Source organism: Serratia sp. BFP-2025, from assembly GCF_050880365.1.
Taxonomy (GTDB): Bacteria; Pseudomonadota; Gammaproteobacteria; order Enterobacterales; family Enterobacteriaceae; genus Serratia; species Serratia surfactantfaciens.
The window spans coordinates 457,392-480,549 of record NZ_JBPAFV010000002.1; the positions used below are offsets into that span (position 1 = coordinate 457,392).

General features: G+C 63.3%; 7 protein-coding genes. 5 read left to right on the forward strand and 2 right to left on the reverse strand.

Annotation, left to right across the window (positions count from 1 at the left end; all coding sequences use genetic code 11):
• The first annotated feature begins 162 nt into the window (after positions 1-162).
• Both dusB and fis read left to right on the forward strand, forming a co-directional pair.
• Complete coding sequence (gene dusB / locus ACRAWE_RS17640; RefSeq protein WP_004936856.1) at positions 163-1,167, forward strand: tRNA dihydrouridine synthase DusB; 1,005 nt, start codon at positions 163-165, stop codon at positions 1,165-1,167.
• Positions 1,149-1,445 carry a DNA-binding transcriptional regulator Fis gene (gene fis, locus ACRAWE_RS17645; protein ID WP_000462905.1) on the forward strand — a complete coding sequence of 99 codons (297 nt, stop codon included), beginning with the start codon at positions 1,149-1,151 and terminating at the stop codon, positions 1,443-1,445. The genes dusB and fis overlap by 19 nt, the downstream gene beginning before the upstream one ends.
• Before the next feature lie 126 nt (positions 1,446-1,571).
• Here fis and ACRAWE_RS17650 read toward each other — a convergent pair whose 3' ends face one another.
• Positions 1,572-1,913, reverse strand: a complete 342-nt coding sequence (locus tag ACRAWE_RS17650) for a hypothetical protein (protein WP_019453181.1) — start codon at positions 1,911-1,913, stop codon at positions 1,572-1,574.
• Positions 1,914-2,160: 247 nt separating this feature from the next.
• Here ACRAWE_RS17650 and lpxO point away from each other — a divergent pair, with 247 nt between their 5' ends.
• The 3 genes from lpxO to ACRAWE_RS17665 all read left to right on the forward strand — a co-directional run bounded on the left by lpxO (position 2,161) and on the right by ACRAWE_RS17665 (position 5,100).
• Positions 2,161-3,066 (forward strand): lipid A hydroxylase LpxO, encoded by a 906-nt coding sequence (gene lpxO / locus ACRAWE_RS17655; protein ID WP_154747270.1) that lies wholly within the window; start codon positions 2,161-2,163, stop codon positions 3,064-3,066.
• A 299-nt stretch (positions 3,067-3,365) separates the two neighbouring features.
• The gene (lpxP, locus tag ACRAWE_RS17660; RefSeq protein WP_044030347.1) at positions 3,366-4,286 is read left to right on the forward strand and encodes a kdo(2)-lipid IV(A) palmitoleoyltransferase; all 921 of its coding nucleotides are present in this window, start codon (positions 3,366-3,368) and stop codon (positions 4,284-4,286) included.
• Between the two features lie 115 nt (positions 4,287-4,401).
• Complete coding sequence (locus ACRAWE_RS17665; protein ID WP_230328998.1) at positions 4,402-5,100, forward strand: CTP synthase C-terminal region-related (seleno)protein; 699 nt, start codon at positions 4,402-4,404, stop codon at positions 5,098-5,100.
• A 42-nt stretch (positions 5,101-5,142) separates the two neighbouring features.
• On the opposite strand, the gene ACRAWE_RS17670 is transcribed toward ACRAWE_RS17665, so the two are convergent.
• Entirely contained in the window at positions 5,143-22,923 is a 17,781-nt protein-coding gene (locus ACRAWE_RS17670) for an amino acid adenylation domain-containing protein (RefSeq protein ID WP_432525668.1), read from the reverse strand.
• Positions 22,924-23,158 lie beyond the last annotated feature (235 nt).

A 23,158-nucleotide genomic window follows, 5' to 3' on the forward strand; every position in this document is an offset into this window, starting at 1 on the left:
CGTCAACTTATTGTAAAATATATATAATATTTTTATGAATCACCGCGTAGCGCATTTTTCGTCCTAATATCGGGCCAATTGGTTAAAGTTTGGCCTTTCATCTCGGCGCAAAAATGCGTAATATACGCGCCCTTGCGGACACAGTATGGTCACTCTTTGTCTATGCGCATTGGACACCACCAGCTTACTAATTGCCTGATTGCGGCCCCGATGGCCGGTATTACAGATCGCCCGTTCAGAACCCTCTGTCATGCAATGGGTGCTGGGATGGCTGTATCCGAAATGCTCTCCTCCAACCCGGAGGTGTGGCGGACGGATAAGTCGCGTCTGCGTATGGTGCATAGCGATGAACCAGGGATCCGCTCCGTGCAGATTGCCGGATGCGATCCTGATGATATGGCCGCCGCCGCGCGTATTAACGTGGCCAGCGGCGCGCAGATCATCGACATCAATATGGGATGCCCTGCCAAAAAAGTGAACCGGAAGCTTGCCGGGTCCGCCTTGTTGCAGTACCCGGATCTGGTAAAACGGATCCTCCACGCGGTGGTTGACGCGGTGGATGTGCCGGTAACGCTGAAGATTCGCACCGGCTGGGCACCAGAGCATCGTAACTGTGTAGAGATTGCCCAACTGGCCGAAGACTGTGGTATTCAGGCCCTGACGATTCACGGCCGAACCCGCGCCTGTCTGTTTAACGGCGACGCGGAATACGACAGCATTCGGGCAGTTAAGCAGAGTGTTTCCATTCCGATTATCGCGAATGGGGATATTACTGACCCGCATAAAGCCAGAGCAGTGCTCGACTACACCGGGGCCGACGCCCTGATGATAGGCCGCGCTGCTCAGGGGAGACCCTGGATCTTCCGGGAAATCCAGCATTATCTGGACACTGGGGAGTTGCTGCCGCCGCTGCCGCTTGGCGAGGTGAAGCGCTTGTTGATTGGGCACATTCGGGAATTGCACGGCTTCTATGGCCAAGGCAAGGGATTCCGGATTGCTCGTAAGCACGTGTCCTGGTATCTCCAGGAACACGCTCCGAATGACCAGTTTCGGCGCACATTCAACGCCATAGAGGATGCCAGCGAACAGCTGGAGGCGTTGGAGGCATATTTCGAAAATCTTAGCGTAAAAAAAGAGCTGACAGAACTATGTTCGAACAACGCGTAAATTCTGACGTACTGACCGTTTCTACCGTTAACTCACAAGATCAGGTGACTCAAAAGCCTCTGCGTGACTCGGTTAAACAAGCACTGAAGAACTATTTTGCTCAACTGAACGGTCAAGACGTAAATGACCTGTATGAGCTGGTACTGGCTGAAGTTGAACAGCCACTGTTGGACATGGTGATGCAATACACCCGTGGCAACCAGACCCGCGCAGCCCTGATGATGGGCATCAACCGCGGCACGCTGCGTAAGAAGCTGAAAAAATACGGCATGAACTGATACTAGTCAGTTAACGTGTTGAAAAGGCGCAACCTTGCAAGAGGCGGCGCCTTTTTCTTTGGGGCATTCCCGGTTTGCGAACAATAAAAAAGGCCGCAGCGCGGCCCTTGGGGTAAAGCGGAGACCTTACTCGGTCACTTTGTTCTTGAGGCTTTCCGCCCCTTGCTTGGTCTTATCCCAAGCCTTCTCCGACCCCTGTTTGGTGGAGTGCCAGGCCTTTTGCGAGCCTTCGCTCACTTTACTGCCGACGCTATCGCTCTTGCCTTCGGCGGCGTGCTTGGCTTTCAGCTTCAGCTCTTCACCCTTGTCCTGAGACTGGTGCAGCTTTTCTTTGGCGGTATCCGCCCCTTTATGCGCTTCGGCAACGACCTCGTTGCTGGCGTGAGCGGCGGTGTCGGTCGCGGTATCGGCGGCGAACACCGGGGAAGCGAGCAGCAGTGCAGACAAGGCAATGATTGATTTCTTCATAAGTCCCTCTTTTCTCAGATACGTGCCATTCGTCATGAAACAAGATGGCATAAAATGCCCCTCGAACGATTTAAGAATAGGACTAAAACCAAAAAAATCGATATAAAATTTTATTTTTAATGAATTTCCTGTTCTTTTATGCCACTCAAGCGGTTCACGGTCAAAGAGCACGAAAACGTTAAATTTTTCCTGTCACAAAACTATAATTTGTACGAATTATTAACAAGCACTAACAGGGATGGATTCTATGGTTGCCGCGATCATTATCGGCATTTTCATCGTCAGCTTCCTCTACGCACACTCCCGCGGCAAAGAGAAACAAAAGGTTACCCGCCAACTGTTCGATCACTCCACGTTTATGGGGCCGATCAACATGTTTATGACCGGTTTCTCCCGTTTGCCCGCCAAACAGCCCTATTTCGACGAAAAAGGCTTCCCGGAGCTGCAAACGCTGACCGACAACTGGCAGGTGATCCGCGAGGAAGCCGTGCGTTTGCAGGATCACATCAAAAAGGCGCAGTCGCATAACGACGCCGGCTTCAACACCTTCTTCAAACGCGGCTGGAAACGTTTCTATCTGAAATGGTACAGCGACAGTCACCCTTCGGCGCAAACGCTGTGCCCGAAAACCGTCGAGCTGCTCAACCGCATCCCATCGGTCAAGGCGGCGATGTTCGCCGAGCTGCCGCCCGGCAGCCATTTGGGTAAACACCGCGATCCTTACGCCGGCTCGGTGCGCTACCACCTGGGGCTGATGACGCCTAACGACGATCGCTGCTTCATCGAGGTGGACGGCGAGCAGCACAGCTGGCGCGACGGCCAGGCGGTGATCTTCGACGAAACCTACGTGCACTGGGCGCAAAACGCCACCGACCAGACGCGCATCATTCTGTTTTGCGACGTCGAGCGGCCAATGAAATGGCGCTGGGCGCAGGCGGTCAACCACTGGGTCGGCGCTACGCTGATGTCGGCGGCCAGTTCGCCGAACGACGATCAGGACCGCACCGGCGGCATCAACCGCATCTTCAAATACGTCAACGCGGTGCGCGACGCCGGCCAGCGCCTGAAGGCGCGTAATCGCCGCGGTTACTACCTGCTGAAATGGCTGGTGATCGCCGCCATTTTCGCCGCCATCATCCTCCCCAGCCTGTAAACCGTCGCCAATCGTCAATCCAGAGGCAATGCGAATGAGAATATTCGCATGCCTCTCTTCCTCTGAACCCCGTACCCTGTGTTAACATACGCATTCCTAGAGCCGCCTCCGCTGGCCAACAGCTATCCCTCCGAAGCCTGATAGCAGCGCAAACCGCCCTTCGAATGTAAATGTTTAGTCAATTATGGAATTCTGACTAAACCCTGGCCGTCCCCGGGTGTCTGAGTCGTTGTATCGCTATCGAGTGGATCCTTTATGCGCTACAGGTTGCTACCCCCCTAACGCATAAACGAGCTGCTATGAAACGCCAAAAGAGATTTCAACTTTCCTTGCTGCACCCGCGCTACTGGCTGACCTGGTTCGGTCTGGCCCTGTTGTTCCTGCTGGTGCAACTCCCCTACCCGCTGCTTAACCGCCTTGGCGTATGGATGGGGCGCACCTCGATGCGCTTTCTTAAGCGTCGCGTCGCCATCACCCGCCGCAACCTCGAACTGTGCTTCCCCGAAATGGACGAAACACAGCGCGAGCGTAAAGTAGTGGGCAACTTTGAGTCCCTCGGCATGGGCCTGCTGGAAACCGGCATGGCCTGGTTCTGGTCGGATAAACGCGTTAAGCGCTGGTTTAACGTCTCCGGCATCAACCACCTCAAAATGGCGCAGCGTGACGACCGCGGCGTGCTGGTGATCGGCGTGCACTTTATGTCGCTTGAGCTGGGCGGCCGGGCAATGGGCCTGTGCCAACCGATGATGGCGATGTACCGCCCGCACAACAACAAGGCGATGGAGTGGGCGCAAACCAAGGGCCGCATGCGCTCCAACAAGGCGATGATCGATCGCAAGGATCTGCGCGGCATGGTGCACGCACTCAAGCGCGGTGAGGCGGTATGGTTCGCGCCGGATCAAGATTACGGCCCGCGCGGCAGCGTATTCGCGCCGCTGTTCGCCGTCGATCAGGCCGCCACCACCAGCGGCACCTTCATGCTGGCGCGCATGGCCAACCCGGCGCTGGTGCCGGTGGTGCTGATCCGCCGTGAAGGCGGCCGTGGCTACGACCTGCTGATCCAGCCGGCTCTGGAAGACTACCCGCTCAGCGACGAACAGGCGGCGGCGGCTTATATGAACAAAGTGATCGAGAAAGAGATCATGCGGGCGCCGGAGCAATATCTGTGGCTGCATCGCCGCTTCAAAACCCGGCCAGTCGGCGCGCCGTCGCTGTACTGAACCCCGTTTTCCAGCCCGGCCGACGCCGGGCTTTTTTGTGCGCCGCGTTTAAAAAATCTGCGGCTCAACATTTCGCTTTCCTGTAATCTCCTTCTTTACCCGCACAGGAAAGGAAATGATGAAAGCTCAAGTCCGCATTGCTCTGGTCGGTGATTACAATCCGCAAGCCGTCGCCCATCAGGCCATCCCCGTAGCGCTCCAGCTTACCGCCGCTCACCTCGACATCGACGTTCAGCCTCAATGGCTGCCGACCGAAACCCTGACCTCCCCCGAAGTCCTGCAAGATTTCGACGCCATTTGGGTGGTGCCGGGCAGCCCGTATCGTCACGACGACGGCGCCTTTATGGCGATCAGGCATGCGCGGGAAAACGACGTGCCATTCCTCGGCTCCTGCGGCGGTTTTCAATACGCTATCGTCGAGTACGCCCGCAACGTGATGGGCTGGCACGACGCCGGTCATGCCGAAACCGACAGCGGCGGCCGGCTGGTGATCGCCCCGCTGAGCTGCTCGCTGGTGGAAAAAACCGGCGACATCGTTTTTCAGTCGGGCAGCCGCGTCGCGCGGGCCTACGGTAGCCTGAACACCCATGAAGGCTACCACTGCAACTTCGGCGTCAATCCGGAATTCGTCGCCGATCTTGAGCGCTTCCCGCTGATCATCAGCGGCCACGACACCGAAGGCGACGTGCGCGCTATCGAGCTACCGGGCCGGCGCTTTTACGTCGCCACGCTGTTCCAGTCGGAACGCGCCGCGCTGCGCGGCGAGCTTTCACCGCTGGTGGTGGAGCTCGTCAAAACCGCCGCTAACGGATAAAAAAAAGCCCTCTTGCGAGGGCTTCACCTACAAGCAACGCGGTCAGCGTCGGGCGAGCGCATTCAGCACGGCGCTGATGCGTTCCCCTAACCCGCGCCGGTTCGCGGCTTCCGACATCATGGTGACATGATCGCCATCGACCAGGTTGACCGTCACCGCCGACGCCGACAAATGCCCCTCCCAGCCAAGCGCCGAGCCGTCACGGCGGTTGTAACCCGCCGGCTTGATGCGCTGCCAGTAGGCCTCCAGATCGTCGTTCAGCAAGCCGGGCATCTCCTCCACCGCTTTAAACAGGTGCAGATTAAGGCCGAGCGGCCGGATAACGCTGGCGCCGACCAGGGTCGCATAGTGATAACGCTTGCGCCACAAAGCGGCTTCCTTCTGCGGATCGTCGAGGAAAGTGCTGATGCTCTGGCCGTGCAGCACGGCCAGCGCCTCCTCCACCGACAGCGGCTGCAGGCGGGCGAACAGCGCCGCCTCCAGCGTCGGATGTTCCACCTCCAACCAGCTGAGGAACAACTGCGTCGCATCGCGCATCGCCTGCTGCGGCCGCATGGTGTCGAGCAGGCCTACCAGCGCCACCTCTTCCCCTTCCGCCTGCAGCCGCTCCGCCACCATGTAGGTCAAGATCCCGCCCGAAGAGTAACCGAACAGTTGATACGGCCCGTTGGCTTGCGCCTGTCGGATGACTCCGGCGACGATCTCCGCCATCGCCTCCATCGTTGCCGGCGGCGCATCGGTCATCTCTGGCCATGGCACGGCATAAATCGGAAAGTCCGCATCGATCTCTTTGGCTATCTCATAAACATAGGAGTGATCGCCATAGCCGGTCGGCATGAAGAATACCGGCGGGCGCTGGCCGCTGCGGCGCGCCGGCAATGCCCTGAGCGGCTGTTCGCCCGTGCGCTGCTCGACATGCGCCGCCAGATCCGCCAACACCGGGTGGTCAAAGATCGCCTGTACCTGCAGTGCGATCCCCCACTGCTGCACCAGACTCGCCTGGCGCACCGCCAGCAGCGAGTGGCCGCCCAGTTCGAAGAAGTTGTCGTGTCTGCCGATCTGCGGCAGCCCCAGCAACTCCGCCCACGCCTGCGCCAACAGCGTTTCAGTATCGCCGCGCGGCGCTTCGTAGGCTTCGCCAGCGGCGGCGGCCATCTCCGGCGCCGGCAGAGCCCGCCGGTCAATCTTGCCGTTTGGCGTCAGCGGCATCGCCGCCAGCCAGACAAAGGCCGCGGGCAGCATATAGTCCGGCAGCTGCGCCGCCAGGTGCTGGCGCAGCTCGCTGGCCAACCCGTCGCTCGCCACGTCCTCACGCACGCTGATCCAGGCGATCAACCGCGTATCCGCACCGACGCAGTGGGCATCGACCACCGCTTCGTTCACCGCCGGGTGCGCCGCCAGGCGCGCCTCGATCTCTCCCATCTCGATGCGGAAGCCGCGAATTTTCACCTGACGATCGTTGCGTCGCTGATACTCGAGGTTGCCGTCCGCCCGATAGCGCACCAGGTCGCCGGTGCGATACATGCGTCCACCCGGATTGAATGGATCGTTCAGGAAGCGCTCTGCGGTCAGTTCCGGCCGGTTGAGGTACCCCAGCGCCACGCCCACGCCGCCGATATACAGCTCGCCGGTAACACCCAGCGGCGCCGGTCGGCCGCGCGCATCCAGCACATAGGCTCGGGTGTTGCCGATCGGTTTGCCGATCGGCAAGCGCGTTGCGCCTTGCACCTCGGCGATCGTCGCCGTCGTCGCGAAGGTCGTCGCCTCTGTCGGCCCATAGGCGTGGATCACCTGTACCGGCCCCGCTTCCTGCAGCAGACGTTCGAAGGCACCCGGCTCCTCTTTTTCCCCGCCGCAGATCAGGTAGCGCAGCTGGGCCAGCGTCGCGCCCATGCTGTACACATACTGATTGAACAGCGCGGTCGTCAGGAACAACGTCGTCACGCGATGCTGCGTCAATGCGGCGCTCAGGCGCGCCGCATCCATCACGGTTTCCGCCGGGATCACCACCAGTTCGCCGCCGTTCAACAGCGCCGCCCACACCTCCATCGTCGCGGCGTCGAAGGCCGGGTTAGCGGCGTAAGCCACTCGCTCCGTCGCATCGAACGCCGCATACCGGTTATTGATCACCAACCGGGTGATGCCCTGGTGCGGCGTCATCACGCCTTTCGGCAGCCCTGTGGAGCCGGACGTGTACATGATGTACGCCGCTTCGCCGCTCGACAGCGCCAACGCCGGGTCGCTCTCGTCACCGCCGGCGGCCTCCGGCCGCAGCAGCGGCAAGGTATCCCCGTCCGTCGCTTCACCGACGATAAGACGCGCGCCGCTGTCCTCCAGGATCCACTGCTGACGCGCCGCCGGCAGTTGCGGGTCGATCGGCACATACACCGCGCCGGCTTTGAAGATCGCCAACTGCGTCGCCACCAGATCGATGCTGCGCGTCAGGCGTGCCGCCACGCGCTCGCCCGGTTGGATGCCGCGCGCGATCAGGGCATGCGCCAACCGGTTAGCCTGGGCGTTCAACGCCGCATAGCCGATCCGACGATCGCCTTGCACGATCGCCACAGCCTGCGGCGCACGCTGCGCCTGACGCTCAAACAGCTGATGCACGCAAAGCTCTGCAGGATAAGGCTCCGCCGTCTGATTCCATTCCTCCAGCAGCAGCCGGCGCTCTGACGGCGGCAGGATCTCCAGTTCGCTCGCCGGCAGAGTCGGCTGGCTTTCCAGTGCCTGCGCCAATGAGGCCAGCGCCTGTTGCATATAGCCGCAGATCCTCGCCGCCGGCACCGGCTCGCTGACCTGCGCCGTCAGCCCCAGAGAATCACCGCCGTCTTCCACCGACAGGACGAACGGATAGTTGGTGCGCTCCTGCGCGCTCAACAGCGTCATGCCTTCCGGCAGCACCAGCTCGCTGCCGTTGTTGTGGCGATAGTTGAGCAACGCGCTGAACAGCGGCATCCCCGCCGCCACGCCGCTGCAACGTTGCGCCAGCGCCAGCGGCGCATGTTCATGATGCAGCAACCCGCTCAGCCGCGCATGGGCCTGGCGCGCCGCCGTCACCACATCGTCATCGCCGATGTCGAGGCGCAGTGGCAAGGTATTGATAAACAGCCCCATCGCGCGCTCGGCGCCTTCCCCCGCCTGCATCCGCCCCAGCAGCACGGTGCCGAACACCACGCGGTCGTGGCCGCTGGTGCGGGCCAGCACCTGCGCCCAGGCCAGATGGCACAGGCTGGCCAGGCTCACGCCCAGCCGCTTGGCCTGATGCCGCAGACGTTCGTTCAGCGCCTTGTCGATAGGCTGGTGCGCCGTGGTGACGCCTTTGCCGTCGCCGCGCACGTTGCCGAGCCCGAACGGCAGCACCGGCTCTTCGATGTCCGCCAGCAGGGTGCGGAAGAAGGTTTCATGCTCTTGCGCGCTGACGCTCAAGCGCGCCTGCGCCACCGCATTGCGGAACGGCGGTGCGGCCCCCAGTTCGGCGCCTTTGCCGGCGAGGATCGTAGCGATCTCTTCCTCGATCAATGCCGCCGTGGAATGATCCCCCACCAGATGGTGCCATTGCTGCAGCATCCACCAACCGCCATCGCTATCTTGCGCCACCACCACGTTCAGCAGCGGCGCACGGCTGAGATCCAGGCGCGCGTGCTGAGGATCGAAGCGCGCCAGCAGTTGATCGCCAATCGCCCCCTGCGCCGGATCGAGCGCCAGCTCAGTCCACGGCAGCGCAGCGGCGCGCCAAACGACCTGTACCGGCTCGCGGATCGCCTCGCTGATGAACGCCGTGCGCAGAATATCGTGACGATCGATCACCTGTTGCATCGCGGCCCGCCAACGATCCAGACGCTCGCGGTTCTCGAAGCGCAGCAGCGTTGACAACAGGTACGGATCGCCCCGCTCCGCCAACAGGTGGTGGAACAGAATCCCCTCCTGCAACGGCGACAGCGCATAGATATCCTGCACGTTGGCCACGCCGCCCGGCACGCGCGCCACGATGCTGTCGATCTCAGCCTGGTTCAGCGAGGCCAGCGGCAACAGCTCAGGCGTGATGCGCTCGCTATCCGGCCGCAGCAGGTTCTCAGGGATCTCGATTTCGCAGCGCGCCTCCAGCGCCTCCGCCAGCGAGGCCAGCGTCGGGGCGGTAAACAGCGTCTGCACGTTCGCCGTCAGGCCGCAGCGACGCAGCTCCGCGATCAGTTTCACCGCCAGCAGCGAATGCCCGCCCAGTTCGAAGAAATTGTCGTGTCGGCCGACATTCGGCAGACCGAGCAATTCGCCCCAGATCGCCGCCAACAGGGTTTCCGTCTCTCCCTGAGGCGCCTCATGGCCCACGCGCGCAAAGTCGTCGGCCTGCGGCGCCGGCAGCGCGCGGCGATCCACTTTGCCATTCGGGGTCAACGGCAAGTCGGCGAGCATCAGACAGGCCGACGGCACCATGTAGTCCGGCAGCTGCGCCGCCAAATGCCGCCGCAGCTCGTCTGTCAGATCGCGGCCTTCGGCCTCGGCTTGCGGAACGATCCAGGCGATCAACGCAGGATGCGCGCCGCGCACGTCAACCACCGCTTCGCGCACCGCCGGGTGCGTTTCCAGCAGGACTTCAATCTCGCTGCACTCGATGCGGAAGCCGCGGATCTTCACCTGCTGATCGTTGCGCCCGCAGTAATCGAGGTTGCCGTCCGACAGATAGCGCGCCAAATCGCCGGTGCGATACATGCGGCCCCCCTCGTTAAACGGATCCGCCAGGAAACGCTCGGCCGTGAGATCTTCGCGATTCAGGTAACCCAGCGCCACGCCCACGCCGCCGATATACAGCTCGCCAATCGCGCCCAGCGGCACCGGCTGACGGTGTTCGTCCAGCAGATACACCCGCGTATTGCCGATCGGTCGGCCAATCGGCAGACGGTGCCGCCCCGCCGCCACGGTGATGTGCGCCGAGGTGGCGGCGGTGGTGGCTTCCGTCGGGCCGTAGCCATTGATCAGCTGCACCCGGCCGCCCTCCTTCAGCACCCGGGTATAGGCATGAGGATCCGCCGCTTCGCCGCCGCTGATCAGGTATTTCAGCCCCGCCAACGTCGCGGGGATGCTGTGCGCATGCTGATTGAACAGCGAGGTCGGCAGCACCAGCACCGTAATCGCCTGGCGCGTCAGCAGATCGGCGAACGCCGAGGCGTCCAGCAAGACCGCCGGCGGCACCACCACCAGCGCGGCGCCGTTCAGCAATGCGCCCCACACTTCCAGCGTCGCCGGATCGAACGCCGGGTTGATGGCGAAAGCGATGCGATCCGAGTCGCTGAACTCCGCATAGCCGTTATTGATCACCAGTCGGTTGATCCCCTGATGCGGCACCATCACGCCTTTCGGCTTACCGGTTGAACCGGAGGTGTACATGATGTAGGCCAGATCCAGACTGTTGCTCGCCAATATCGGCGCGCCGGCCGGCAGGTCCGCGTCGTCGCTTTGAGGCAGACGGGCGACGCCGACGCCAATCTGCGCGTCGTCCTCACCGCCGTTCAGCAGCAGCACCGCGCCGCTGTCGGCGATGATCCAGTTTTGCCGGCCGGCCGGCAGCTGCGGATCAACCGGCACATAGGCCGCGCCGGCTTTCAGGATCGCCAATTGGGCGATCACCAGGGCAGCGCAGCGCTCAAACCGGACCGCCACCCGCTGGCCGGGCTCCACGCCCGCCTCAATCAGACGCCAGGCCAGTCGATTGGCGCGTTCCGCCAACTGCTCGTAGCGGATAAGCTGCTCGCCATCGATCAACGCCGTCGCCTGCGGCGTGCGCCGCGCCTGCTCGTCGAACAGCTGATGCACGCACGCCTGCGCCGGATACGCCCGCTCGGTGCGGTTCCAATCGTGCAGCAGACGTTGGCGTTCGGCCGCAGGCAGCAGATCGACGCGCGTGGCCGGCTGAGCAAGATCCGCCGCCATCGCTCGCAGCGCCTGCTGCAGATACGCGCCGTAGCGCACCGCCGTGTCGCGATCGAACAAGGCGCTGGCGTAATTCAACGAGCCGACAATGCCGCTGCCGCTTTCCGCCAACTCAAGCGTCATGTCGAATTTCGCGACGTCATAGCTCAACCCCGCATCCGTCGTTTGCAGGCCCGGCAATGCGATATCGCGCACCGAGCCGTCCTGCCAGGCCAGCATAACCTGGAACAGCGGCGTCGCGTCCAGCTGGCGCGGCGGATTGACCACCTCCACCACCTGTTCGAACGGCAGATCGCCGTTTTCCCGCGCCGCCAACACCGTCTCGCGCACTCGCTCGAGCAAGACTTGCAGCGTCGGCTCACCGCGCAGATCGACATGCATCGCCAGCGTGCTGACGAAGAAGCCGGCCAGCGGTTCGATTTCCAGCCTGCCGCGGTTGGCTTCCGGCGTGCCGATCACCACCTGCTGTTGGCCGGCCATGCGGGACAGCACCAGACTCCAGGCGGCCAACACCGTCATGAACAGCGTGCCGCCGTATTGACGGCTCAACCGCCGCAGCGCGTCGGTGAGCGCCGCGTCGATGACCAGCGGCACCTCACCGCCGGCGAACGACTGCATCGCCGGGCGCGGCCGATCGGTCGGCAGCGTCAGCAGCGCCGGCGCATCGCCCAGCGTCCGGCGCCAGAACGTCGCCTGCTTGGCCAACCGCTCCTGCGTCAGCCACTGGCGTTGCCAAACGGCATAATCGACGTATTGCACCGCCAGCGGCGGCAACGGCGACGGTTCGCCGCGTTGGAAGGCGCCATACAACGCGCTCAACTCCCGCATCAGGATCCCGGTAGACCAGCCGTCGGAAACGATATGGTGGCAGGTCAGCAGGAACAGATGTCGCCGCTCGCTCACTTGCAGCAAGCAGGCCCGCACCAGCGGCCCCCCTTCCAGATCGAACGGCGCTTTCATCGCCGATTCGGCCAGTGCTTGCAAACGTGGCTCCGCCTGACGCTCGCCGCGCAAGTCGTGATGCGTCAGCGGCATGGCCGCCTCCGGCAAGATACGCACCTGAGGTTGCCCATCCTGGCAGACAAACACGCTGCGCAAGGCCTCGTGGCGGGCATACAGCGCGTCGAGGCTGCGCTGGAACGCCGCTGCATCCAGTTCGCCGTCCAGGCGCAACGCCAGCGGGATATGGTAAGTCTCGCCGATCCCGCCCATTTGGCTCAGGAACCACAGCCGCTGCTGGGCAAACGACAACGGCAAGGCGCAGTGACGCGGCGTCGGCACGATGGCCGTCGGCTGCGCCGCTCCCTCCCGTTCAAGCAACTGCGCCAGCGCCTGCAACACCGGCGCGGCGAACAGCGCCGACAGCGGCAGCCGCCAGCCGGCCTGCTGCACCCGATTGGCCAGCTGTACCGCCAGCAGCGAATGCCCGCCCAGGGCAAAGAAGTCATCATGACGCCCGACGCGTTCCACGTTCAGCAACTGACGCCAGACGGACGCCAGCAGGCGCTCTCGCTCATCGGCCGGCGCTTCATAAACGGCGCGCGCGGCGGCGCCCAGCTCCGGCGCCGGCAGCGCGCGTTTGTCCAGTTTGCCGTTGGTGGTCAGCGGCAACGCCTCCAACCACATGAAGGCCGTCGGCACCATATAATCCGGCAGACGACCGGCCAGATGCTGACGCAGCCGCAGCGCCAGCGTTTCCCGATCCGCCCCTTCGCCCGGCACCGCCCAGGCCACCAAACGTTTGTCGCCGCCGTTGTCCTGCCAGGCGTCAACCGCCACGCTGCGCACCTCAGGATGGCCCAGCAGCGCCGCCTCCACCTCACCGCACTCAATGCGGAAACCGCGAATTTTCACCTGCTGATCGTTGCGCCCCAGGTACTCCAGCTCACCGTTCGGCAAATAGCGCGCCAAATCGCCGGCGCGATACATCCGTTCTCCCGCCACGAAAGGATCGTCGAGGAAACGTTGCGCATTCAGCTCCGGCCGATTCAGGTAGCCGCGCGCCACCCCCAGCCCACCGACGTACAGCTCGCCCACTGCGCCCTGCGCTACCGGCTGAGCATGTTCGTCAAGCAGATACAAACGCAGATCCGGGATACGGCGGCCGATCGGGCTGCCGCTGCCGGTGATGTCCGCCGGAGACATTTCCCGGTAGGTGACGTGCACCGTCGTTTCCGTTATGCCGTACATATTGATTAGCCGCGGCGCGTCCGGCCGATTACGCGCATACCACGGCGCCAGATCGGCCGGATTCAGCATTTCGCCGCCGAAGACGATGTAGCGTAGCCGATGCGGCGTGTCGTCCTGAGCCTGAATGAACGCCTTAAAGGCGCTTGGCGTCTGGTTCAGCACCGTCACGCCCTGACGGCACACCAGCTGATAGAACGCGGGAGCGGAGCGCGCCGTTTCCTGCGGCACGATCACCAGCCGGCCGCCGTGGCGCCACGCGCCCCAGATTTCCCATACCGAGAAATCGAAGGCGAACGAGTGGAACAGGCACCAGACATCCTCGGCGTCAAAGCCGAAGCCGTCATCGGTCGCGGTAAACAGGCGCTCAACCTGGCGGTGTTCCACCATCACGCCTTTCGGTTTGCCGGTCGAGCCGGAGGTATAGATCACATAGGCCAGATTGGCCGCCGTCAGCCCCGCCACCTGCGGATTGGCGGCCTCGGCGCCCCAATCCTCCTCCAGCGCCATCGTCGGCACGTCGGCCCCGCTCAGCGCCGAGCGCCCTGCGGCGTCGGCCAGCAGCAACACCGGCCGGGCATCTTGCAAAATGTACTCCAGACGTTCGCCGGTATAAGCCGGATCGAGCGGCACATAGGCGCCGCCCGCTTTCAGGATCGCCAGCAATCCGACCAGCATCGGCGTGCCGCGCTCCGCACACAGAGCCACCAGGCGATCGGGCCCGACGCCGCGGGCGATCAACACCTGCGCCAACGCGTTGGCTTGCTCATTGAGCGCCCGATAGCTGAGGCGTTCTTCTCCGCACACCACGGCGACCGCCTCCGGCGTGCGCTGCGCCAGCCGCTCCAGATGATGGTGCGGGCAGAGGTCCGTCTGCGGTTCGGCCGGCGTCCGGTTCCAGCCATGCAGCAACCGCTGCCGCTCGTCCTGCGGCAACAGCGCAAGCTGCGAAACCGGCTGCGCCGCCGCCAAGGCGATGCCCTGCAGCACCTGGCGCAGATAGATCCCGTAGCGCTCGGCGGTTTCACGATCGAACAGCGCCGTGGCGTAATACAGCGATCCGGCGATCTCTTCGCCGATCTCGGTCAGATCCAAGGTCATGTCATATTTCGCCGCAGCATAGCCGGCATCGATCGCTTCCGCCTGCAGCCCCGGCAGACCGATGTCGTGCACCGAACCGTCCTGCCAGCTCAGCATCACCTGGAACAGCGGAGTATGGCCACGATGACGCGGCGGGTTCACCTGTTCAACCACCTGCTCGAAAGGCAGATCGCCATGATCGCGCGCCGCCAGCAGCGTATCGCGCACGCGCAGCGCCAACGTCGGCAAATCCGGATCATCGGACAGATCGATGCGCAGCGCCAGGGTGCTGACGAAGAAGCCAATCATCGGTTCCGTTTCCAGCCGGCGGCGGTTGGCCTCCGGCGTGCCGATCACCAGATCGCGCTGCCCCGACAAGCGGGACAGCACGACGCTCCACGCCGTCAGCAGCGTGATGAACAGCGTGCACCCCTGACGCAGGCTGAATTGCCTCAGCGCCGCGGTCAGCTCGGCATCGAGCGAGATCGCCACCCGATCCCCGGCGAATGACTGCACCGCCGGGCGCGGGCGGTCGGTCGGCAGCGTCAACAGCGCCGGCGCATCGCCCAGCGTCTGGCGCCAATAATCGGCCTGCTTCGACAACCGCGCCGGCTGCAACCATTGCCGCTGCCAGTGGGCGTAATCCGCGTACTGCAACGCCAGCGGCGGCAGCGGCGACGGTTCGTCGTGACACAAAGCGCCGTACAGCGCGCCCAGCTCCCGCAGCAGGATGCCGTTCGACCAACCATCGGAAATGATGTGGTGGCAGGTCAGCGCGAACAGCTGTTCATCGTCGCTCAGCCGGATGAGGCAGGCGCGCAGCAGCGGGCCGCCGGCCAGATCGAAGGGCGCCGTGACCTCTTCCCGCATCAACGCGGCGGCGCGCGCCTGCGCATCCGCGACGCCGCGCAGATCGTGGATCGTCAGCGGTAAACCGGCGACCGGCAAAATGAGCGCCTGCGGCTGGCCGTCGCGGCTGATGAAAACGGTGCGCAACGCGTCATGGCGCGCATAAAGCGCGTCGAGGCTGCTCTGCCAGGCGGCCAGATTCAGCGACCCGCGCAGCCGCAGCGCCAGCGGCATGTGGTAAATTTCGCTCATGCCGTCCAACTGGGTCAGGAACCACAGGCGCTGCTGAGCGAACGACAGCGGCAAGGCCGCATCGCGCGGCGCGGGCAGAACCGGCGGCAGGCTTTCTGCCTGCGTGATCTGGCGCGCCAGCGCCTGCAAGACCGGGTTGGCGAACAGCGCCTGCAGCGACAGCGGCAACCCGCTTTGCTGCAGGCGGTTGGCCAAACGCACCGCCAACAGCGAATGGCCGCCCAAGGCGAAGAAACTGTCGTTGCGGCCAACCTGTTCCACGCCCAGCAGCTCTTCCCACAGCGCCGCCAGGCGCTGTTCTACGTCCCCCTGTGGCGCCTCGTAGGCTTCACGACGATAGGCCTCGCCCGACGGGTCGGGCAATGCGCGGCGATCGAGCTTGCCATTTGGCGACAGCGGCAGCGTCTCGAGCAGCACGCAGGCGGCCGGCACCATGTAATCCGGCAGTTTGTCGGCCAAATGCCGGCGCAACGTCTCCGCCAGCGACGCCTCCTCGGCGCCCTGCTGCGGCACCACCCAGGCGATCAGGCGTTTTTCACCGCCGTCGCCGCCGCGCGCATCCACCACCGCTTCACGCACCTGCGGATGCGCGGCCAGCGCCGCCTCTATCTCTCCGCATTCGATACGGAAACCGCGGATCTTCACCTGCTGATCGTTGCGCCCCAGATACTCAATGTTGCCGTCCGGCAGGTAGCGGGCCACGTCGCCGGTACGGTACATGCGGCCGCCGTGGCCGGCATCGAACGGATCGGCCAGGAAGCGCTCCGCCGTCAGTTCAGGCCGGTTGAAATAGCCGCGCGCCACCTGAATGCCGCCGATATACAGCTCGCCAACCGCTCCCAGCGGCACCGGTTGCCCTTGTTCATCAAGCAGATAGATCCGCGTGTTGGCCACCGGCCGCCCAATCGGCACCGACACCAGCCCGGGTTGGCGGGTGCAATGCCAGGCGGTCACGTCCACCGCCGCTTCGGTCGGTCCATAGAGGTTATGCAACTCGACATGCGGCATCTGGCGATAGAACTCCGCCACCAGCGAGGCGGGCAGCGCCTCGCCGCTGCACATGACGCGCACCACTTGCCCGCAGCGGCGGCTCGCGCCTTCATACAACAGGAAGCTTTGCAGCATCGACGGCACAAAGTGCAGCGTTGTCACGCCATACTGTTCGATGGCGCGGCTCAGGTACTCAGGATCCTTATGGCCTTCAGGGCGCGCCATCGCCAGGCGCGCGCCATACATCAACGGCCAGAAGAATTCCCACACCGAGACGTCGAAGCCGAACGGCGTTTTCTGCAGCACCGTATCCGCCGGCGTCAATCCATAAGCCTGCTGCATCCAGATCAGGCGGTTAACGATACCGCGATGCTCATTCATCGCGCCTTTCGGTTTGCCGGTCGAGCCGGAGGTATAAATCACGTAGGCCAGATGATTGGGCTGCGCGCGCGACGCCGGGTTATCGGCATTCAGATCGTTCGGCAACGGTTCATCCAGCGCCAGCAGCGGCACCGCGTGTTCGCCCAGCGCCGCGCGACCGGCGGCATCCGCCAGCAGCAGCACCGGATCGGCGTCCTGCAGGATATACTGTAGACGCTCGCCCGGATAAGCCGGATCCAGCGGCACATAGGCGCCGCCGGCCTTGAGGATGCCGAACAATGCCGTCACCATCGCCAGACTGCGCTCGGCGCACACCGCCACGCGGCAATCCGGACCGACGCCGCGCTGCATCAGCGCGTGCGCCAGGCGATTGGCCTGCGCATTCAGCTGGGCGTAGCTCAGTTCGGCGTCGCCGCAGACCAGCGCCACGGCGTCCGGCGTGCGGCGCACCTGCGCTTCAAACAACGCATGCAGGCAGACATCCTGCGGGTAAGGCTGCGCCGTTGCGTTCCAGCCGTTGATCAGCAAGGCGTACTCGTCGTCCGGCAAAATCGACAGTTCACGCACCGGCATTTCCGGCGTGTGTTCCAGCGCATTCACCAGAGCGGTCAATGCCTGTTGCATATAGCGGCACACCCGCGCGGCTTCGATAGGCTCGATGACCTGCGCCGTCAACGCCAGCGAGTCCATGCCGTCGTCCACCGACAGCACAAACGGATAGTTGGTGCGTTCGTCCGCGCCGATCAGGCTGACCCCTTCCGGCAGTGCCAATTCTTCTCCGTCGTTGTGACGGTAGTTCAGCAGCGCACTGAACAGCGGCGCGCCGCTGTTCACGCCGCTGCAGCGCTGCGCCAACGCCAGCGAGGCGTGCTCATGCGCCAGCAAGCCGCTCAAGCGCGCATGCGCCTGCCGCACCGACGCCTCAACGCTGCGCCCGTCCATATCCAGCCGCAGCGGCAGCGTATTGATGAATAGCCCCAGCGCCCGCTCGGCGCCTTCGCCCGATTCCATGCGGCCCAGCAGCACCGTGCCGAACACCACGGCATCCCGCCCGCTGGTGCGCGCCAGCACCTGTGCCCAGGCCAGATGGCACAGGCTGGCCAGGCTGACGCCCAGCCGTTTCGCCTGTCGACGCAGGCCGGCATTCAGCGCCGGTGCCAGCGCCAGGCGGTCGGTATTGGCGCACTGACCGTCGCCGTGGACGTTGCCGAGCCCGAACGGCAGCACCGGTTCGTCGATGTCCGCCAACATGCCGCGGAAGAAACTCTCATGTTCCTGTTCGCTGAGCCCCAAACGCGCCTGCGCCACCGCATTGCGGAACGGCTGCGCACTGCCCAGCGTCTCGCCGCGTCCGGCCAGAATGGCGTTGACTTCTTCTCCCATCATCGCCAGCGTCGAGTGGTCGCCAATCAGGTGGTGCCACTGCTGCAAGACGTACCAGCTGCCGTCGCTCTCTTCGGCGATGACGTAATACAGCAGCGGCGCCCGCGTCAGATCCTGACGGATCCGCCGGGGATCGAAACGCGCTTCCAGCTGACGGCCGATCGGCCCCTCGGCCGGATCCAGCGCCAGCTCGATCACCGCTAAACGCGCCCGACGCCAGACGACCTGTACCGGTTCGGATAACCCCGCACCGACAAAAGCCGTGCGCAAAATGTCATGACGATCCACCACCTGCTGCATCGCCGCCAGCCAGCGATCGAAACGCGCCCGGCTGTCGAAACGCAGCAATGCCGATAACAGGTAGGGATCGCCCTCTTCCGCCAGCATATGGTGGAACAAGATGCCTTCCTGCAACGGGGAGAGGGCGTAGATATCCTGTACGTTGTCGATGCCGCCCTCCACGCCGTCGACGATCTGATCGATCTCCGCCTGAGTCAGATCGGCCAGCGGCAACATCTGCGGCGTGATTGCGCGGCAACCCGGCGCAATCCGATTTTCCGGCACCTTGATCCGCTGCTGCGACACCAGCGTTTGCGCCAGAGCCGACAGCGTTGGCGTGGAGAACAGCGCCTGAACGCTCGCCGACAGCCCGGCCTGGCGCAGCTGCGCCATCAGTTTCACCGCCAGCAGCGAATGGCCGCCCAACTCGAAGAAGTTGTCATGACGCCCCACGCGTTCAACGTTCAACAACCCCTGCCAGATCTGAGCCAGCAGCGTTTCGGTTTCCCCCTGCGGCTCGACATAGTTTTCGCGCATGGCGGCATCCGGTGCCGGCGCCGGCAGCGCGCGCCGATCCAGTTTACCGTTCGGCGACAGCGGCAACGCCTCCAGCCACACAAAGGCCGTCGGCACCATATAATCCGGCAGCGCTGCAGCGAGCGCCCGGCGCAGCGTCTGCGCCAACGCCTCACGCTCCGCTTCCGGCTGCGGCACGACCCAGGCCACCAGACGTTTGTCGCCTTCGCCATCAGTGAGTGCATCCACCACCGCGTCGCGCACGGCGGCATGCATAGTCAGCTGCGACTCGATTTCACCGCATTCGATGCGGAAGCCGCGAATTTTTACCTGCAGATCGTTGCGGCCCAGATACTCCAGGCTGCCGTCCGGCATATAGCGCGCCAGATCGCCGGTGCGGTACATGCGGCCACCCGGCGCGAAAGGATCGGCCAGGAAACGCTCCGCCGTCAGCGCCGGCAGGTTCAGGTAGCCGCGCGCCACCTGCGCGCCGCCGATATACAGCTCACCCACGGCGCCCAGCGGCACCGGCTGGCCATATTCATCCAGCAAGTACGCCCGGCCGTTGGCGATAGGCCGGCCGATTGACGGCATCGCCGCACCGACCGCCGGCTCGCCCGACGTCGCTACCACGGTCGTCTCCGTCGGCCCATAGTTATTCACAATGGTTACGCCAGGCGGCGCCTGCAGCGGCCAGCGGCGAATGCTGTCGCCGCCGATCAGCAGCATCCGCAGATCGGCTGGCATTTCGCCCATCAGTGCGATCTCGGCCAGCGGCGTCACCATAAACCCGACCTGCACACCGCTGCCGCGCCACCATTGCAGCAGCGCTTCGCCATTGCCCGCCGCCTCTGCCGGCGGCAGCAGCAACATCGCCCCTTGCGTCAACGTCGGCCAGATTTCCCAAACGCTGGCGTCAAAACCCAGCCCCGCCATGCTGGTCGTTCGTTCACCAGCCTGCAAACCGGTCGCTGCGCAGTGCCACATGATCAGGTTGATCAGGTGCGCCTGCTCCACCATCACCCCTTTCGGTTTGCCGGTCGAGCCCGAGGTGTAAACCACATACGCCAGATTGTCGGGCTGCGCGCGCGGCTGCAGGTCGTGATCCTGCTCTGGCAGCACGTCTTCCAGAGCCAACAGCGGCGCCGCCACCTCTCCCAGCGCGGCGCGGCCGGCGCTGTCCGCCAACAGCAGCGCCGGCGCACAGTCCTGCACGATATAGTGCAGCCGCTCAGCGGGATAAGCCGGATCCAGCGGCACATAGCCGCCGCCGGCTTTCAGGATCGCCAGCAGCGCGACGATCATATCCGGGCTGCGCGCAGCGCAAACCGCTACGCGGCTTTCCGGCCCCACGCCGCGTGCCGCCAGATGGTGCGCCAGCCGGTTGGCACGCACGTTCAATTCCGCATAGCTCAGCGACACCTCGCCCTGAGACAACGCCGGCGCCGTTGGCGTACGCCGCGCCTGCGCTTCAAACAGGGCCGACACGCTCGCCGCCGGCGGGAAAGCCCGGTGGGTGCGGTTGCGCTGGTTGAGCAATAGCTCTCGCTCCGCCTGGCTCAGTAAACGTTCGCCACGCACCGGCGCATTCGGCGCCGCAGCGGCCTGCTGGAGCAGCAACAGCAGATGCTGCGCGGCGCGCAGCATCTGCTCGTCCCCCACCGCGGCGCTGTCGTACACCCAACGGAAAGCGCCGTTGCTTTCACTGATTTGCAGCACTGCCCGGGCGCCGGAGCGTTTAACCGCCGCTGCGCCTTCCTGGGTTTCGTCGAACCCCGGCGCGGTATCGCGGCCCAATAGCGCCACAACGGTTGACCAGGCGCGCGAACGCGTGTCCAGGCCGAGCAACGCCGGATGGTAGGCCCGGCGCGCACGCGCCTGCTGCCATTCGCGTCGCATCTGCGCCTGCGCCTCGGCGAAGCCCAGCGTCGGATTCAGCGAGATCTGCAGCGGCAGCGTCCAGACCTGACCCGGCTCGCCGATGCCGTCATCCGTCGCGTTCAGCCAACCAAGTTGGAAATCACTTTCGCCGCCCATCAATCCCAGATACAACGCCAGCCCGGTTAACACCGATTCAACTTCGATCTTGCCCGCGTGTTGCCAGGCCGTAGCCTGCCATACCGGCCGGGTTTCGCGCTGCCAGGCTACCGGGAACGCCGCCGGGGCAAACTGCGCCAATCGCGGTTGCCAGAAGGCCGCATGGTGCCCACCGGCCGCCTGCATCTCCTCCAGCCGTTTCGCCTGTGAAGAGTCAAGCAACGGCAACCGCTCGCCCACCGTCAGGCCGCGCAGCTGCGCCAGCGCTTCCCCCGGCGCCAGCTCGCCTTCGGCGGTGAACCAGCCCCCGATCCGCACCGTCCCTTCCGCCGTGGCGATATTCCAGCCCGCATCGTCGACGCTGAGCAGCGTACCGGGCGCCGCATCGCCGGCGTCATACAGCATTTCCAGGCGCCCAACGCCCAGCGCCCGGTCGGCCAACAGGATTTTCAGCGCGCAATCGCCCGACGGATGGCCGAGTGACGTCGCGAGGCGCACCAGTTCAGCGGCAGGACGATCCCAGCGGATGATGCCGGCGGCCGGCGGCAGTCGGCGAAGATCGTAGAAACTGCCGCTGACGTCCGTTTCAGGCTGCGCATGAAGTTGTTGCATCACCTGAGCGATGCTGCCCTCAGGCTGCTCGCAAAGGCTCCGCAGAATAAACTGGAAACGCCGCTGCAAACTCTCAAGCTGGCTTAATGAATGGGCATGCGGCGCATCGGCAAACATGACGTCCAACTCCTGCGCCTGCTGATCTTCGTAAAACAGAATTTGCATATCGCTGACGGCAATGTTGCCGCCGTAATACCAGCGCGTCTTACATCCCCAAAACGGATCGCCATGATCGAAGGAAACGATATTGATGGCGGGGCCAAACCAGGATGAACTCATGGTGCTGCGATCGCGACGAATGTCTTCACCGCGATATAATTGCCGACGAACCACTTTGGCTATTTCCGCCGCGACCTGTTGTGCGAAATCAGCCAGATGACTTTCAGGGTTAATGGCTAAAATCAGTGGTACCACATTCGCGGTCATGCCAATACTGTTTCGCTCTCGCGTACCGGTCACCGGCAGGCTGAAATTCAACAAGGTCTGACCAGTAATACTATGGAAACATAATGCGACGGCCGTCGCCAATATATGAGCGCGATGCACGCCGGCTTTTTCCGCCCCCCGATCAATCGCCACTATCTCATTTATTGTTAGTGTGTGATTACTGATTTGCATGGACGAATAAGGGACGAGTTTCTCCTGACGCGTCAGGCTATGGGGCGCGGCGAGCGTGTAGCCTTGCCAGAACTGTTTATCGGTAGCGAAGCGGGAAGAGTCGCGGTACTGCAGATCGTGTTCATACAGCCGGGTAAAACTGCAATTGCTGAATTCAGGAATGGTTTTTTTCTCAGCCAATGCGTTGTAATACAGCACGATACGGCGCATGAACTCTTCGGCGCTGCGGCCATCCACCAGCATGTGGTGAAAACGCCGGTAGAGGATATAGCTGCCCGGCGCCAACGTCAGTAAGGCAAAACCGAACAGGTCCTGATCCAGCGCGGAGATCACGCGATCGGCATCTTGCCGCATCCAGCGCTGCGCCGCTAATTCAGGATATTCGTGGCTGCTGAAATCCTGCACGGCAAGCGGATCATGACTGCGCGCCGCACGGTATTGGTAAAGCTCGCCGTCTTGTTCGGTGAAACGGGCCTGCATCGCCGGCGTTTCTTCAACGATCGCGTCTATCGCCTGGCGCAGCAGGGCTATCTGCAACGGCCCTTCTATCGTGCCGTATCCCCACATATTGAACGGCAAGCCTTCAGACATGCTGGCGCTCAGCCAAAGCTCGCGCTGAGCGGTGGTAATTTCATGCAGTTCGACTTTCTCTACCGCAACATGAGCACCCGCACGGAATTCCCCACTCTTCACATCAGTTTGTTTGTTCATAATATTCTCTAGCACGTTTTCATTACGTTAATGAAAGGGACCGTCCGGATTTAGGCAAAGCCTGGCCGCCCGACAGTTCAAGTCAGAATAAAAAAACCGTAGAAAAGTTGGGTCTCCCCCCAACTAAGAAAGGATGTAATGCTTAATCCAGAGGTTCCCCCTGTGCCTCAATTTGCTGAGGTGTGAAGTATAGGAGAGGATATTTTTTTTGGCGAAATGTGCGAAAGGGAATAAA

Coding starts and splice junctions, on each gene's coding strand:
- ACRAWE_RS17650 (WP_019453181.1), bottom strand. CDS start 1,913: ATGAAGAAATCAATCATTGCCTTGTCTGCACTGCTGCTCGCTTCCCCG.
- ACRAWE_RS17670 (WP_432525668.1), bottom strand. CDS start 22,923: ATGAACAAACAAACTGATGTGAAGAGTGGGGAATTCCGTGCGGGTGCT.
- fis (WP_000462905.1), top strand. CDS start 1,149: ATGTTCGAACAACGCGTAAATTCTGACGTACTGACCGTTTCTACCGTT.
- lpxP (WP_044030347.1), top strand. CDS start 3,366: ATGAAACGCCAAAAGAGATTTCAACTTTCCTTGCTGCACCCGCGCTAC.
- lpxO (WP_154747270.1), top strand. CDS start 2,161: ATGGTTGCCGCGATCATTATCGGCATTTTCATCGTCAGCTTCCTCTAC.
- ACRAWE_RS17665 (WP_230328998.1), top strand. CDS start 4,402: ATGATGAAAGCTCAAGTCCGCATTGCTCTGGTCGGTGATTACAATCCG.
- dusB (WP_004936856.1), top strand. CDS start 163: ATGCGCATTGGACACCACCAGCTTACTAATTGCCTGATTGCGGCCCCG.